The sequence below is a fragment of the Neisseria sicca 4320 genome (assembly GCF_000193735.1).
In the GTDB taxonomy this organism is placed as follows: Bacteria; Pseudomonadota; Gammaproteobacteria; order Burkholderiales; family Neisseriaceae; genus Neisseria; species Neisseria sicca_E.
This window is the reverse complement of the sequence record NZ_AEPF01000058.1, coordinates 162,866-177,725: the sequence shown is the minus strand read 5'-3', so window position 1 is coordinate 177,725 and position 14,860 is coordinate 162,866. Positions and strand designations below refer to the sequence as shown.

Sequence of the window (14,860 nt, the reverse complement as noted above, 5' to 3'; positions counted from 1 at the left end):
AAACTCTTTTTCAGACGACCTGCTTCAGATGCTGAGGCAGGCACTTGTCGTTTTCGGAACCAAAAATCGGCTCCGATAACAAAGTATATAGTGAAACTTCATAACAATTATCTAGATAGGAAAATCAATGATTTTTGATGCTTCTAAGGTGATGCGCATTGCGGCAATCGCTGCCGCTACCGCGTTGGCTCTTTCGGCGTGTAACAAAGGAACCGATGCGGCACAGGGTGCAAAAGATGGAAAAGGGCAGCAGGCAGCGGCACAACAACAAGCTCCTGCTCCTGTGGTCGGCGTCGTTACCGTTCATCCTGAAACCGTTGCGCTGACGACCGAACTGCCGGGTCGTTTGGAGTCGCTGCGTACGGCGGATGTCCGTGCGCAAGTCGGCGGTATCATTCAAAAACGCCTGTTCCAAGAGGGCAGCTATGTCCGCGCCGGGCAGCCGCTTTACCAAATCGACAGCTCCACCTATGAAGCAAATCTGGAAAGTTCTCGCGCCCAGTTGGCAAGCGCGCAGGCGACCCTCGCCAAAGCCAATGCCGACTTGGCGCGTTACAAACCGCTGGTTGCCGCCGATGCCATCAGCAAACAGGACTATGATGCGGCGGTAACGGCGAAACGTTCAGCCGAAGCAAGCGTCAAAGCGGCGCAAGCGGCAATCAAATCTGCCGGTATCAATCTGAACAGGGCGCGCATTACCGCGCCGATTTCCGGTTTCATCGGTCAGTCTAAAGTATCCGAAGGTACGCTGTTGAACGCGGGCGATACGACCGTACTGGCGACCATCCGCCAAACCAATCCTATGTATGTGAACATCACTCAATCTGCGACCGAAGTGATGAAGCTGCGCCAACAGGTTGCCGAAGGCAAGCTGTCGGGCGTGGACGGCGCGATTGAAGTGGGCATCAAGTTCGACAACGGAGAAGTTTATCCGCATAAAGGCCGTTTGCTGTTCTCCGATCCGTCTGTGAACGAAGCAACCGGACAAATTACCTTGCGTGCGTCAGTGCCGAACGACAAAAATATCCTGATGCCCGGTCTTTATGTGCGTGTCTTGATGGAACAAGTGGCTGCCGACAATGCTTTTGTCGTGCCGCAGCAGGCAGTAACGCGCGGTACGAAAGATACCGTGATGATTGTGAACGCCAAAGGCGAAATGGAGCCGCGCGAAGTAACCGTTGCCCAGCAGCAGGGAACCAACTGGATTATTACTGCGGGTCTGAACGACGGCGACAAAGTTGTTGTGGACGGCACCAGTATCGCAGGTATGATGGGTGCGAAAAAGGTGACACCTAAAGAGTGGACACCTGCCGGAAGTGTCGCAGAAGCCGCGCCTAAAGCTGCTTCCGAAGTGAAGAAAGACGTTCAGACGACCTCTGAAGCCAAACCGGCATCCGCGGCTAAATAAGGAAGGCATCCATGGCTAAGTTTTTTATCGACCGCCCCATCTTTGCATGGGTCATTGCGATTTTTATTATCGCAGCGGGTATTATCGGCATTAGAAGTCTGCCGGTTTCCCAATATCCGTCCGTCGCCGCGCCGACCATTACGCTGGCCGCCACTTATCCGGGTGCATCCGCGCAGGTAATGGAAGACAGCGTGCTTTCCGTTATCGAACGCAATATGAACGGCGTGGAAGGTTTGGACTATATGACCACTTCCGCTAACTCCAATGGCTCAGGTACGGTCAGTCTGACGTTTACACCTGAAACCAACGAAAATTTGGCGCAGGTGAACGTACAGAACAAACTCTCCGAGGTGTTGAATACCTTGCCTGCGACCGTGCAACAATATGGTGTAACCGTATCCAAAGCACGCTCCAACTTCCTGATGATTGTGATGCTCTCGTCAGACGTGCAGTCCACCGAAGAAATGAACGACTACGCACAGCGCAATATCGTTCCCGAGCTGCAACGTATCGACGGGGTAGGGCAGGTGCAACTGTTTGGTGCGCAACGCGCTATGCGTATTTGGGTTGATCCGAAAAAACTGCAAAACTACAACCTGTCTTTTGCTACGGTAACCAATGCGCTTGCGACACAAAACATCCAAATTTCGGCAGGTTCTATCGGTGCATTGCCTGCGGCTGAGGGTCAGACCATTTCGGCGACCGTTACGGCACAAGGGCAACTGAGCACGCCTGAAGAGTTTGGCAATATCATTTTGGTTTCCAATACCGACGGCTCTAATGTTTATCTGAAAGATGTGGCAAAAGTCAGCTTGGGTATGCAGGATTATTCTTCCTCTACTCGTCTGAACGGCGTGAACACCACCGGTATGGCGGTGATGCTGTCCAACAGCGGTAACGCTTTGGCAACCGCCACCGCAGTGAAGGAAAAAATGGAGACCCTGCAAAAATACTTCCCGCAGGGTATGAGCTGGAAAACGCCTTACGACACTTCCAAATTCGTCGATATTTCGATTGAAAAAGTGATTCATACGCTTTTGGAAGCCATCGTATTGGTATTTTTGGTGATGTTCCTCTTCCTGCAAAACATCCGCTATACGCTGATTCCGACTATTGTCGTGCCAATTTCGCTGTTGGGCGGTTTTGCATTCATCTCATATATGGGCATGTCGATTAACGTATTGACCATGTTTGCGATGGTATTGGTCATCGGTATCGTGGTCGATGATGCGATTGTGGTCGTTGAAAACGTCGAGCGTATTATGGCGACGGAAGGTTTGCCGCCTAAAGCCGCAACCAAAAAAGCAATGGGTCAGATTTCCGGCGCGGTGATCGGTATTACCGCCGTCCTGATTTCCGTATTCGTACCTTTGGCGATGTTTAGCGGCGCGACCGGTAATATTTACAAACAGTTCGCTTTAACCATGGCGGCAGCGATTGCATTCTCCGCATTCCTCGCGCTGACGCTGACGCCGGCATTGTGTGCCACTATGCTCAAACCGATTCAGAAGGGTCATCACGAAGAGAAAAAAGGTTTCTTCGGTTGGTTCAACAAAAAATTCGACAAGTGGACACACGGCTACGAAGGCTGGGTTGCCAAAGTCTTGCGTAAGACTTTGCGCATGATGGTTGTTTACATCGGTTTGGCGGCCGTCGGCGTATTCCTGTTTATGCGTTTGCCGACCTCTTTCTTGCCGACCGAAGACCAAGGCTTCATCATGGTCAGCGTGCAACTGCCTGCGGGCGCGACCAAAGAGCGTACCGATGCGACGCTTGCACAAGTTACGCAGTTGGCAAAAAGCATCCCTGAAATTGAAAACATTATTACCGTTTCCGGTTTCAGCTTCTCAGGCAACGGTCAAAACATGGCTATGGGTTTTGCCATACTTAAAGACTGGAATGAGCGTAAAACTCCGGGCAGTGATGCAACTTCTATTTCAAACAAGCTGACCGGTATGATGATGGGCTCGCTTAAAGATGGTTTCGGTATTGCTATTACACCTCCTCCGATTATGGAGCTGGGTAATGCTTCGGGTCTGACCCTCAACCTGCAAGACCGTAACAATACCGGTCATGCCGCATTGCTGGCGAAACGCAATGAGTTGATCGGCAAGATGCGTGCCAGCAGTTTGTTTAATCCGAGTACCGTCCGTCCTAGCGGTCTGGAAGATGCGCCGCAGTTGAAAATCGACATCAACCGTGCCGCTGCCGCCGCACAAGGCATTTCCTTCTCCGACATCCGTACCGCTTTGGCTTCTGCTTTAGGTTCGTCTTATGTCAACGACTTTCCGAACAAAGGTCGTCTGCAACGTGTGATGGTGCAAGCTGACGCAAGTTCGCGTATGCAGCCTGCCGACATCCTGAACCTGACTGTACCCAACAGCTCCGGAGTCGCCGTACCGCTTTCTACCATCGCCACTGTTTCCTGGCAGACAGGCATGGAGCAAAGCACACGCTTCAACGGTTATCCTTCAATGAGCCTTTCTGCTTCCCCTGCCACCGGCGTATCTACCGGTCAGGCAATGGCAGAAGTACAGAAAATGGTGGATGAAATGGGCGGCGGTTACAGTCTGGAGTGGGGCGGTCAGTCGCGCGAAGAAGCCAAAGGCGGTTCTCAAACCCTGATTTTGTATGGTTTGGCGATTGCAGCCGTATTCTTGGTACTTGCCGCGCTTTATGAAAGTTGGTCGATTCCGCTGGCGGTCATCCTTGTGATTCCGTTGGGTTTGGTCGGTGCGGCATTGGGCGTGACCGGACGCAATATTTTTGAAGCCTTGTTGGGCAGTGTTCCGTCGTTTAGCAACGATATTTACTTCCAAGTCGGTTTCGTAACCGTAATGGGTTTGAGTGCGAAAAATGCGATTCTGATTATCGAGTTTGCCAAAGACCTGCAAGCGCAGGGCAAGAGCGCACTGGAAGCTGCGTTGGAAGCCGCCCGCCTGCGTTTCCGTCCGATTATCATGACTTCGTTTGCCTTCATTTTGGGCGTGGTTCCGCTGTATGTTGCCAGCGGTGCCAGCTCTGCCAGCCAGCGTGCCATCGGTACGACTGTGTTCTGGGGCATGTTGATCGGTACGATTTTGTCCGTGTTCCTTGTGCCGCTCTTTTATGTCATCGTGCGCAAATTCTTCAAGGAAACTCAGCATGAACATGAAATGGCAGTAAAACACGCTGCCGAAGCAGGCATGATTTCCCTCGAAGATCAAAATACAGACAACAAGCACTAAGCAAAAAAGGTCGTCTGAAAACCTAAGACACGGATTTCAGACGACCTCAAGGAATCCTTATGAACAAAAAGACATACAAAACGGTATTGAGTACCGTCGCCGCAGCCGTCGCGCTATCCGCCTGTACCATGATCCCGAAATACGAACAACCGCAGGTCGAAGTTGCCGAAACCTTCAAATACGACACCTTTGACGACGGTATCCGCGCAGCCGACTTGGGCTGGCAGGACTTCTTTGCCGACCCGCGCCTGCACCGCCTTATCGACATCGCGTTGGAACGCAATACCGACTTGCGCACCGCCGCATTGAACGCCGAAATCTACCGCAAACAATACATGATTGCCCGCAACGACCTGCTGCCGAGCATCAACGCCAGCGGTACCGGAACTCGGGTAGGCAGTTTGAGTGGCGGCGTTATCCGCAGCGAATACACCGTCGGTTTGGGCGCGGCAGCGTACGAGCTGGACCTTTTCGGACGTGTCCGCAGCAACAGCCAAGCCGCATTGCAAGGCTATTTCAGCGTAGCCGCGAACCGTGATGCCGCCCACCTTGCCTTGATTGCCGCCGCTGCTAAAGCCCATTTCAACGAACTGTACGCCCAAGAATCGATGGCATTGGCGCAGCGCGTCCTCAAAACCCGCGAAGCCACCTACAAACTTTCCCAAATGCGCCACAAAGCAGGCGTGATTTCCGCCGTCGATTTGCGCCAACAGGAAGCCCTGATTGAATCCGCCAAAGCCGATTACGCGAACGCCGTCAAAAACCGCGAACAAGCCCGCAATGCCTTGGCGACCCTGATTAACCAACCCCTGCCGGAAGACCTGCCTGCCGCGCTGCCTTTAAGCAAACAGTTCAAAATCACCCGACTGCCTGCCGGCTTGAGTTCCGAAGTCCTGCTGAACCGTCCCGACATCCGCGCCGCAGAACACTCGCTCAAACAAGCCAATGCCAACATCGGCGCAGCGCGTGCCGCCTTCTTCCCCACCATCAGCCTGACCGGATCGGTCGGTACGGCGTCTGGTGAGTTGAGCGGCCTCTTCAAAAGCGGTACAGGCATCTGGTCGTTCGCCCCCTCCATTACCCTGCCGATTTTCAACTGGGGTAGTAACAAAGCGAATCTCGACGTAGCCACGCTGCGTAAAGAAGCGCAAATCGTCGCGTACGAAGCCGCCGTCCAAGCCGCTTTCCAAGACATATCCAACGCCTTGGTCGCACGCGAGCAACTCGACAAGAGCTACGCCGCGCTAAACAAACAAAGCCGCGCCTACAACGACACCCTGCGTCTCATCAATCTGCGCTACAAACACGGCGTATCCAACGCCCTCGACCTGCTTGACGCAGAGCGTAGCAGCTATGGCGCAGAAACCGCGTTGCTTGCCAACCAGCTCACCCGCCTCGAAAACCTCGCCGACCTCTATAAAGCACTCGGCGGCGGTTTGAAACGCGAAACCGTTAGCCAGTCAGCCGCACAGCAGTAAGACTGTTCGAAATAAACGGCATTAAAAACGTCGTCTGAAAACCGGACATCAGGTTTCAGACGACGTTTTTATATTTTGCATGGTTCAATATGGATGGATTGGGCTAGCGGGTAAGGTATAGTGGATTAACTTTAAACCAGTACGGCGTTGCCTCGCCTTGCCGTACTATCTGTACTGTCTGCGGCTTCGTCGCCTTGTCCTGATTTAAATTTAATCCACTATATCTAGGAGTTTGAGCTACGGCAATTTTAAGCATGACTGACAATCTGAGATCGGGATTACTGTTTGCGCAGAATAAATATGATTAGGTATTTCCTATTACGATTCACGATATAAAAAGGTCGTCTGAAAACTTCAGACGACCTTTGCTGTTTGATTACACGGTTAGCTGCCTATCAATTTCAAACGCTGACCCGGAGTAACGGTTCGGGTATTTTTATTCCAGCGGCGGATATCGTTGACATCTACGTTAAAGCGGTTGGCAATCGTATTGAGCGTATCGCCTCTGCGGACTGTATAAGAAACATTTTGGATGTTGTTTTTACGGGTTTTGACCGGAGCCGCACCAACGCGTAACAGCTGCCCCTTGCGGATATTGCTGCCCTTGATATTGTTGGCGACAATCAGATCGGCAACGCTCAAGTTGTAGCGTTTGGAAATATTGAACAAAGTATCTCCATCAGCTACGCGGTGCAAACCTGCCATAATTGTCGGCTGGGCAGATGATTGATTATTTGCCCTTGCCAATCGTGCTTCAGTACGACGTTGGTGTTTTGCAATATTTTCGGCAATGCGTTCGCTGCGCGCCTTGGTAGCGTCAACCTCTTGATGATGCGTCATATTTTGACCAACAGTTGTTTGATCCTCTTCTGCTTTTTGCAGATGTGAATCAACATTGGCAAGCAATGCCATCATTTGGTCAGGTTCTTCGACTGCCGAAGGATTGGAAGGGGTAGCTGATTTTGCGGATGCCACAACCTGCGGCTCTGTTAAGGTGAAGGCAGGTTGTGCAAGCTCGGCTGCCGCAATCACAGTTGTGTCCGCAGCAGGTTTTGCTTCCGTGGATTGTACGGTTTGAACGCGTTCTACACGGGGCTGAACGGTTGTAACGGTATCGGCGGCAACAGGGGCAGTTGCAGCTTTGGTATTGGCAACAAAATCGAAGCTTGCCGAAGCTTGTTCTTGTGCAACCGTATTGGCAGGGATGACGACTGTTTTGACTGTATCGGTTTTGAGTTCTGCCGTTTGAATCGGCGCCATTGTCGGCATATTCGAACGGTAGGTATCCGGAGTATTGTCAGTATCGATGAAATTAATCATATTCTGTTTGGTCGCAGTATTATTCTGCGCAACCAAAATGGTACGTCCTTCAGACAGCGAATTGCCGTTTAAGCCGTTCAGGCGTTTGATTTCGGCAACGCTCATCCCGGCTTCTGTCGCAATCTTGTTCAGATTGGTATTGCGGGCCGATGTATAGGCATTGAAAGAGAGCAGTGTCTCGGGGTTTGCATTGCGGTAATTTTTTTCGAATGCGGATACGGCGGAAACAGGCAGCAATAATTTGCGGTTGTTTTTCGGGATGAAGACAGGTGCGTTGAAGGCAGGGTTCAATGTCAGCAGCTCGCTCTCGCTGATATTGGCAAGGCGGGCGATGGTGCTGTTGTCGATGGGTTTGTCAATACTGACTGTTTGGAAATAGGGCTGATTGGTGATTTCGCTGATATTCATGCCGAAAGTCTGGGGGCTGGCGACGATATTGCGGACAGCCAGCAATTTTGGAACGTAGTTGCGTGTTTCGTTCGGCATGCGCAGGTTTTCGTAAGTCGGCTCCAAGCCTTGTGCGCGGGCACGGTTGACGGCGCGGCCTACATTGCCTTCGCCCCAGTTGTATGCAGCCAATGCCAAAGACCAGTCGTTAAACAGCCCGTGTAGATATTGCAGGTAGTTCAGCGCGGCGTCGGTCGCGGCATATACGTCGTGGCGGCCGTCATACAAAGGTGTTTTTTCCAAGCCGAAATGACGGCCGGTTGCCGGCATGAACTGCCACAGGCCGGATGCGCCGACGTGGGATTTGGCTTTGGTGACGAATGCGCTTTCAATGAAGGGAAGGAGCGCGATTTCAGCGGGCATATTGCGTTTTTTAACTTCGGTTGCAATATGGTACATATAAGGTTTGCTGCGCGTGATGGTGCGGTCGAAATAGGCACCGTTTGCGGCGAATTTGCTTTCGTGGCGTCGGACCAGCTCGGAATTGACTTCGCCCATGCGGAAGTCTTTTTTCAACGAGGCCCACAGGCTGCCGGAACCGAAAGTCTTGGCTTTGGCTTGGTCGAGAAGGGCAGAATTGAGCCGCATCATTGCCATACCTGTTTGGTTGGGAGTGGCGTTTTGTGCGGCGGCCGCGCCGGAAACGGCGGATAAACCGGACAGCGTCAGGGCGATGGTTTTCAGTTTTGCCATAGTAGTCAATTATCAATATATATTATTCAGTCTTGGCGATGTTACTGTCTGATTCATGTGAACGTCAAGGATATGAGGGTAATTTACATATGACCGGGGCTTAATGATAAAATTTGTCGCGAAAATACGGCGGTTTGCGTATATATGCCGTCAAATTCAGATTAAGCAAAAGAACATGCTATAAAGAACATCCTATGATTTCCAAAAATTCCTCCCTGCTCGATTTCGACCGTGCCCACTTGCTTCATCCCTATACGTCCATGACCGACCCGTTGCCTGTTTATCCGGTGCGTCGTGCGGAGGGCGTGCATATCGAATTGGCGGACGGTACGCGGTTGATTGACGGGATGTCGTCTTGGTGGTGTGCGATACACGGCTACAATCATCCCGTTTTGAATCAGGCGGTTGAGGCGCAGATTAAGCAAATGTCGCATGTGATGTTCGGCGGTTTGACGCACGAGCCGGCGGTGGAACTGGGCAAGTTGTTGGTCGGGATTTTGCCGCAGGGACTGGACCGTATTTTTTATGCGGATTCGGGTTCGGTTTCGGTGGAAGTTGCGTTGAAAATGGCGGTGCAATACCAGCAGGCGCGGGGTTTGACCGCGAAGCAGAATATCGCGACGGTGCGGCGCGGTTATCATGGCGATACTTGGAACGCGATGTCCGTCTGCGATCCGGAAACGGGAATGCACCATATTTTCGGCAGCGCTCTGCCGCAGCGTTATTTTGTCGATAATCCGACAAGCCGTTTCGACGATGAATGGGACGAGGCGGATTTGCAGCCTGTCCGCGCCTTGTTTGAAGCGCATCATGCGGATATCGCCGCCTTTATTTTGGAACCGGTCGTACAGGGCGCGGGCGGCATGTATTTTTATCATCCGCAGTATCTTCGCGGATTGCGCGATTTGTGCGACGAATTTGATATCGTGTTGATTTTTGACGAAATCGCTACCGGATTCGGTCGCACGGGCAAGATGTTTGCCTGCGAACATGCGGACGTCGTACCGAATATTATGTGTATCGGCAAGGGCTTGAGCGGCGGCTATATGACGCTGGCAGCGGCAATCACTTCGCAAAAAGTCACCGAAACGATTTCGCGCGGCGAAGCGGGCGTGTTCATGCACGGTCCGACATTTATGGCGAACCCGCTGGCGTGTGCCGTTGCCTGCGCTTCGGTCAAGCTGCTTTTGACCCAAGATTGGCAGGCGAATATCCGCCGCATCGAAAGCATCCTGAAAGGTCGTCTGAAAACCGCGTGGGACATTCGCGGCGTGAAAGATGTGCGCGTTTTGGGTGCCATCGGGGTGATAGAGTTGGAAAAAGGCGTGGATATGGCGCGTTTTCAAGCGGACTGCGTGGCGCAGGGCATTTGGGTGCGCCCGTTCGGCAGGCTGGTGTACCTCATGCCGCCCTACATTATTTCAGACGACCTCTTGACCGAACTTGCCGACAAAACCGTGCAAATCTTGAAGGAACACAGCAAATGAAAGGCGTTTACTTCGTCAGCGGCATAGACACGGACATCGGCAAAACCGTCGCCACCGGTGTATTGGCAAAAAAATTGTTGCAGCAGGGCAAAAGCGTGATCACGCAAAAGCCCGTGCAAACCGGTTGCCAAAACATCGCCGACGACATCGCCGTCCACCGCAAAATCATGGGCATACCCATGCAGGAAGCCGACAAACAGCGGCTGACCATGCCCGAAATCTTCAGCTATCCCGCCTCGCCTCATCTCGCCGCCCGTCTGGATGGCAGGGCGTTGGACTTGGATATAATCCGCACCGCCACGCAGCAGTTGGCGGCACAATACGAAATCGTGTTGGTCGAAGGCGCGGGCGGGTTGATGGTTCCGCTGACAGAAAACCTGTTAACCATTGATTATATTCAGCAACAGGCTTATCCCGTCATTCTCGTTACCAGCGGGCGGCTCGGCAGCATCAACCACACCCTGCTCAGCTTCGCCGCACTCAAACAATACGGCATCAGTCTGCACAGCCTGATTTTCAATCATATCCACGACAGCCGCGACGAACACATCGCCCAAGACAGCTTGGCGTATCTAAAGGGTCGTCTGAAAACAGAGTTTCCCGATGCGGAGTGGATGGAGCTGGACAAAACGGAGACGGACGAAAGGTCGTCTGAAAACGATTAAAATATGAAACCCATCAATCTGAATCCCATGAATCCCCCTTTGAATTGGCAAGGCAAACTTCCCCTCGATCTGCCGCAAGGCTGGAGCGAACGCGCCGCCGCCTTGTGCCAGGCGCAATCGCTGACCGCCGCTTTACGCGCCTTGGGCGGCAGCTTTACGGTAAAAGTGCTGTATATGGGCGAACTGGGCGGGCAGGGGAAAGTGTTTGGCGAAAACCATGCCGAAGCCGCCGCCCCGCAATTCGTCCGCGACGTTTTGCTGCATTTGGACGGCGTGCCCGTCGTACAGGCGCGCAGCGCGTGCAGCCCGCAATCGCAAGCCTGGCGCGGCGTATTGGATTGCGGCACGCAGCCTTTGGGCGAGCGGCTGTTTGACGGCACGCTGCCGCTGAAGCGTTCGGCATTCGAGTTTTGCCTGATGGAAAACGCCGCCGGGCAGGATGATTTCAGACGACCTGTCGCTGCCCGAAGATCTTATTTCGATTGGGATGGCGAGGTGTTGGAATTGACGGAATATTTTTTGGCGGGGTTGACGAGTATCGTGCGCTAAACGTCGCGGCAATATAAGGAAAGGTCGTCTGAAACGTTTTCAGACGACCTTTTTTAATCCATTACAGTTTCACCGAATGCTCGCGAGTTTCGTGGAACACGATGTCCGGCCAGCGTTCTTGCGTGAGTCCCAAATTTACGCGGTTGGGGGCGAGGTAGGCGAGGTTGCCGCCTGCGTCGATGGAGAGGTTGCCCGCGTTGGCTCTTTCAAACTCCGCCAGCTTTTTCTTGTCTTCGCACGATACCCAGCGCGCCGACCAGATGGATGCGCTGTCGAACACCGCTTCCACGCCGTATTCGTTGGCGAGGCGGGAGGTAACGACTTCAAACTGCAACACGCCGACCGCGCCCAAAATCAAATCTGCGCCGCTCATCGGTTTGAAGACCTGCACTGCGCCTTCTTCGCCGAGCTGTTGCAAGCCTTTTTGCAGTTGCTTGATTTTCAGCGGGTTTTTGATGCGGACGCTGCGGAAAAGTTCGGGCGCGAAGAAGGGGATGCCGGTGAACGCCAGTTGTTCGCCTTCGGAGAAGCTGTCGCCGATTTGGATGTTGCCGTGGTTCGGGATGCCGATGATGTCGCCCGCGTAGGCTTCTTCCACCAGCTCTCGGTCGTGCGACATGAATGTAACCACGCTGGAGGCGGCGATTTCGCGGTTGATGCGCAGGTGTTTCATCTTCATGCCGCGCTCGAATTTGCCGGAGCAGACGCGCAAAAAGGCGATGCGGTCGCGGTGTTTCGGATCCATATTGGCTTGGATTTTAAAGATAAATCCGGAAAACTTCGGCTCGTCCGGTTCGACCATGCGTACGGTCGCGTCGCGCGGTTTCGGCGCGGGCGCCCAGTCAATCAATGAATTGAGGATTTCCTGAATACCGAAGTTGTTAATCGCCGAGCCGAAGAACACGGGCGTGAGTTCGCCGGCGAGAAATTCGTCGAGATTGAACTCGTTGGAAGCCGCCTGCACCAATTCGATTTCGTCGCGCAACTGCTGGATTTCCAGTGGAAAGCGTTGTTCCAATTCGGGATTATCGATGCCTTTGATGATGTCGAATTCATGCGGCAGACGTTCGCCGCCGGCTTCAAAGAGATAGATTTCATCGTTCAGGATGTGGTACACGCCTTTGAAGTTTTTGCCTATGCCGATCGGCCAGGTTACAGGAGCACAGCGGATTTGCAGGATGTTTTCCACTTCGTCCAGCAATTCCAAAGAATCGCGCACTTCGCGGTCGTATTTGTTCATGAACGTGACAATCGGCGTATTGCGCAGGCGGCAGACGTTCAAGAGTTTGATGGTTTGCGCTTCCACGCCTTTTGCCGCGTCGATGACCATCAACGCGCTGTCCACGGCGGTCAAAACGCGGTAGGTGTCTTCGGAGAAGTCTTGGTGTCCCGGCGTGTCCAAGAGGTTGACGGTGTGGTCTTTGTAGTCGAACTGCATCACTGAAGAAGCCACGGAAATGCCGCGCTGCTTCTCGATGTCCATCCAGTCGGAGGTGGCGAATTTGCCGGTTTTCTTGCCTTTTACCGTACCCGCGCTCTGAATCGCGCCTGAGAACAGCAAGAGTTTTTCGGTCAGCGTGGTTTTACCCGCGTCGGGGTGGGAGATGATGGCAAATGTGCGGCGGCGGCGCACTTGATCGAGGATTTCTTGGGACATGGGCTTTCTTTGCAAAAAGGTTCAGGCCGCTTTTGCGACGGCCTGAGAAAGGGTTGAGATGGCGGGGATTGTACAAAAAAAACATTAATCGGTTCAATGATTAGGGGATAAAAAAGGTCGTCTGAAAGCTTTTCAGACGACCTTATCTTGGATCGGCATCTTTTTTATTCGGTAATTTCTTCGACTATGGGGCTGTAAGTAGAGCTGTCAAAGGTAGGCATGGGCGGGGGCAGCAGGTTGTTGAGGGTTAGGGCAGCGGGGTTCAGGGTAGGATAGCCGCTGAAGGTTACGGAGTAGCCGCCGTTGGCGGTGCTGCGGATTTTGGCGTGCGCGCCCAAGGGGAAGGTGCTTTTATTGGTGATGTGTCCGAAGGGGAAGCCTGTTAGGACGGGGACTTTGGCGGTGCGTGAGACGTGGTTGACGACGGCGGAGAAGTCGTAGCTTGAGTCGTACACATCGCGGATGGTGCCCATGCGGAAGTCGCCGAAGATGATGGCGCGTTGTTTTTGCAGAATGCCTGCAAGATAAAGCGTGTTCAACATGCGTTCGATGCGGTAGGGTTGCTCGCTGACGTCTTCGACGAACAGGATGCCGCCTTGGATGTCGGGCATATAGGGCGAGCCTGCGAGGGAGGCGAGGACGCTGAGGTTGCCGCCCCACAAAGTACCTTCGACATTGACGTTGGCGCGTTGGATAGAGGGAACGTCGATGACGTTAACGTTGTTGGTGGTGCCGCGGATGAATGAATCCATGGTGAAGACGCTGGGTTCGGGTTTGCCGAATTCGCTGTAAACCATGGGGCCGGCGAAACTTGCCATATTGCCTTTGGCGAGCAGGGCGAGTTGGACGGCGCAAACGTCGCTGAAGCCGAAGAACAAGGTGCCGCGTTCGCGCATTCTGGCGCCGAGTGAGGCGAAGTCGATTTGCGGCAGGATGCGTGCCGCGCCATAGCCGCCGCGCAAACCTATGAGGACTTTGGGTGTTTCAACGCGGCCGGTGGCGACCTCTTGGAAGTCGGCGGCACGTTGGGCATCAGAGCCTGCGAAGCGTTGATAGCGTCGGCTGCCTGCTTGTTGGTTGGTTACGGTAAAACCTGCGTTATAGAGGCGGGTCAAGCCTGCGTTGACGCGGTTGGGGTCTTCGGCAAAGCCGGAAGGGGCGACGACGCGGAGGAGGTTGTCGCCGGAACGTGGGGGATGGCTGGTTTTGGGCTGCACGGGTTGGGCTTTCGCTGTGTTGCCGGTTTGAGTGGACGGGGTAACGGTAGTGCCGGTGCCGCAGGCTTGCAGCAGACCGGCTCCGGCTGCGGCGGAGCAGGCGCGGAGGAAATGGCGGCGGGAGGTTTGCCAGGTCATATGGTTTCCTTTGGTTGGGTTTCAGACGACCTTTTCGGCAAGGGTCGTCTGAAAATCTGTTGATATGCGGTATCCGATACGCCCGTTAAGGTCGGCTGAACATCACGCCAGCAGGGCTTTGACTTGTTCCGTCCAGTTGTCCGGCAGGGTAATGCCGTGTTCGCGGACGGGGGCTGCCCAAATCGGGGCGGGAAAGTTGGCATCGTTTTCAAAGCGGGCGATGACGTGCCAATGCAGATGGGGGACGACGTTGCCCAGGCTGGCAAGGTTGATTTTGGCGGGACGGAACACTTGGCGCATGGCGGCTTCGACTTTATACACCATTTCCATGATTTCGGCGCGTTCGGCGGCTGAAAGGTCGGTCATCTCGGCGATGTGGTCGTTCCAGATGACGCGGCAGAATGCCGGGGCTGAGGCTTCGTTGTGGACGGCGATAACGCGCAGGTTTGGGGTTTGCAGCAAAATGTCTTCGTTGTCGGCAGTGCAGATGGGGCAGGTCATGGGGTTTTCTCGTTTGGATATGAGGGGACAGGTTGTCGGAAATGAGAAAGGTCGTCTGAAAACTTAATCCATC

General features: G+C 53.5%; 10 protein-coding genes. 6 read left to right on the top strand and 4 right to left on the bottom strand.

Annotated features, from left to right (window positions below; genetic code table 11):
* The first annotated feature begins 127 nt into the window (after nucleotides 1-127).
* From NSCA4_RS0106655 to NSCA4_RS0106645, 3 genes are read left to right on the top strand one after another with little or no spacing between them, the layout of a single operon-like run.
* Nucleotides 128-1,408, top strand: coding sequence for an efflux RND transporter periplasmic adaptor subunit (locus tag NSCA4_RS0106655; protein ID WP_016687414.1), 1,281 nt, complete (start codon nucleotides 128-130; stop codon nucleotides 1,406-1,408).
* Between the two features lie 11 nt (nucleotides 1,409-1,419).
* Complete coding sequence (locus NSCA4_RS0106650) at nucleotides 1,420-4,635, top strand: efflux RND transporter permease subunit (RefSeq protein WP_016687413.1); 3,216 nt, start codon at nucleotides 1,420-1,422, stop codon at nucleotides 4,633-4,635.
* 59 nt (nucleotides 4,636-4,694) lie between these two features.
* Nucleotides 4,695-6,113, top strand: coding sequence for an efflux transporter outer membrane subunit (locus NSCA4_RS0106645; protein ID WP_016687412.1), 1,419 nt, complete (start codon nucleotides 4,695-4,697; stop codon nucleotides 6,111-6,113).
* Between the two features lie 384 nt (nucleotides 6,114-6,497).
* On the opposite strand, the gene NSCA4_RS0106640 is transcribed toward NSCA4_RS0106645, so the two are convergent.
* Nucleotides 6,498-8,573, bottom strand: coding sequence for a LysM peptidoglycan-binding domain-containing protein (locus NSCA4_RS0106640; protein WP_016687411.1), 2,076 nt, complete (start codon nucleotides 8,571-8,573; stop codon nucleotides 6,498-6,500).
* Nucleotides 8,574-8,767: 194 nt separating this feature from the next.
* On the opposite strand from NSCA4_RS0106640, the gene bioA reads away from it, so the two are divergent.
* Genes bioA through NSCA4_RS0106625 form a run of 3 tightly spaced genes read left to right on the top strand, consistent with a single transcriptional unit; the run spans nucleotide 8,768 to nucleotide 11,274 of the window.
* Complete coding sequence (gene bioA / locus NSCA4_RS0106635) at nucleotides 8,768-10,060, top strand: adenosylmethionine--8-amino-7-oxononanoate transaminase (protein WP_016687410.1); 1,293 nt, start codon at nucleotides 8,768-8,770, stop codon at nucleotides 10,058-10,060.
* The gene (gene bioD / locus NSCA4_RS0106630) at nucleotides 10,057-10,725 is read left to right on the top strand and encodes a dethiobiotin synthase (RefSeq protein ID WP_016687409.1); all 669 of its coding nucleotides are present in this window, start codon (nucleotides 10,057-10,059) and stop codon (nucleotides 10,723-10,725) included. The genes bioA and bioD overlap by 4 nt, the downstream gene beginning before the upstream one ends.
* 3 nt (nucleotides 10,726-10,728) lie before the next feature.
* The gene (locus NSCA4_RS0106625; RefSeq protein ID WP_016687408.1) at nucleotides 10,729-11,274 is read left to right on the top strand and encodes a chorismate--pyruvate lyase family protein; all 546 of its coding nucleotides are present in this window, start codon (nucleotides 10,729-10,731) and stop codon (nucleotides 11,272-11,274) included.
* Between the two features lie 61 nt (nucleotides 11,275-11,335).
* On the opposite strand, the gene NSCA4_RS0106620 is transcribed toward NSCA4_RS0106625, so the two are convergent.
* The 3 genes from NSCA4_RS0106620 to NSCA4_RS0106610 form a co-directional block, all read right to left on the bottom strand.
* Entirely contained in the window at nucleotides 11,336-12,931 is a 1,596-nt protein-coding gene (locus NSCA4_RS0106620) for a peptide chain release factor 3 (protein WP_016687407.1), read from the bottom strand.
* A gap of 164 nt (nucleotides 12,932-13,095) precedes the next feature.
* A complete protein-coding gene (locus NSCA4_RS0106615; RefSeq protein ID WP_016687406.1) occupies nucleotides 13,096-14,286 on the bottom strand; it encodes an LD-carboxypeptidase in 1,191 nt (396 codons plus the stop codon).
* 102 nt (nucleotides 14,287-14,388) lie between these two features.
* Nucleotides 14,389-14,787: an HIT family protein gene (locus tag NSCA4_RS0106610; protein ID WP_016687405.1), complete on the bottom strand. Its 399-nt coding sequence runs from the start codon at nucleotides 14,785-14,787 to the stop codon at nucleotides 14,389-14,391.
* Between the last annotated feature and the right edge of the window lie 73 nt (nucleotides 14,788-14,860).

What these genes read in the sequence shown, in the direction of transcription:
- NSCA4_RS0106655 (WP_016687414.1), top strand. Translation starts at nt 128, where the DNA reads ATGATTTTTGATGCTTCTAAGGTGATGCGCATTGCGGCAATCGCTGCC.
- NSCA4_RS0106650 (WP_016687413.1), top strand. Translation starts at nt 1,420, where the DNA reads ATGGCTAAGTTTTTTATCGACCGCCCCATCTTTGCATGGGTCATTGCG.
- NSCA4_RS0106645 (WP_016687412.1), top strand. Translation starts at nt 4,695, where the DNA reads ATGAACAAAAAGACATACAAAACGGTATTGAGTACCGTCGCCGCAGCC.
- NSCA4_RS0106640 (WP_016687411.1), bottom strand. Translation starts at nt 8,573, where the DNA reads ATGGCAAAACTGAAAACCATCGCCCTGACGCTGTCCGGTTTATCCGCC.
- bioA (WP_016687410.1), top strand. Translation starts at nt 8,768, where the DNA reads ATGATTTCCAAAAATTCCTCCCTGCTCGATTTCGACCGTGCCCACTTG.
- bioD (WP_016687409.1), top strand. Translation starts at nt 10,057, where the DNA reads ATGAAAGGCGTTTACTTCGTCAGCGGCATAGACACGGACATCGGCAAA.
- NSCA4_RS0106625 (WP_016687408.1), top strand. Translation starts at nt 10,729, where the DNA reads ATGAAACCCATCAATCTGAATCCCATGAATCCCCCTTTGAATTGGCAA.
- NSCA4_RS0106620 (WP_016687407.1), bottom strand. Translation starts at nt 12,931, where the DNA reads ATGTCCCAAGAAATCCTCGATCAAGTGCGCCGCCGCCGCACATTTGCC.
- NSCA4_RS0106615 (WP_016687406.1), bottom strand. Translation starts at nt 14,286, where the DNA reads ATGACCTGGCAAACCTCCCGCCGCCATTTCCTCCGCGCCTGCTCCGCC.
- NSCA4_RS0106610 (WP_016687405.1), bottom strand. Translation starts at nt 14,787, where the DNA reads ATGACCTGCCCCATCTGCACTGCCGACAACGAAGACATTTTGCTGCAA.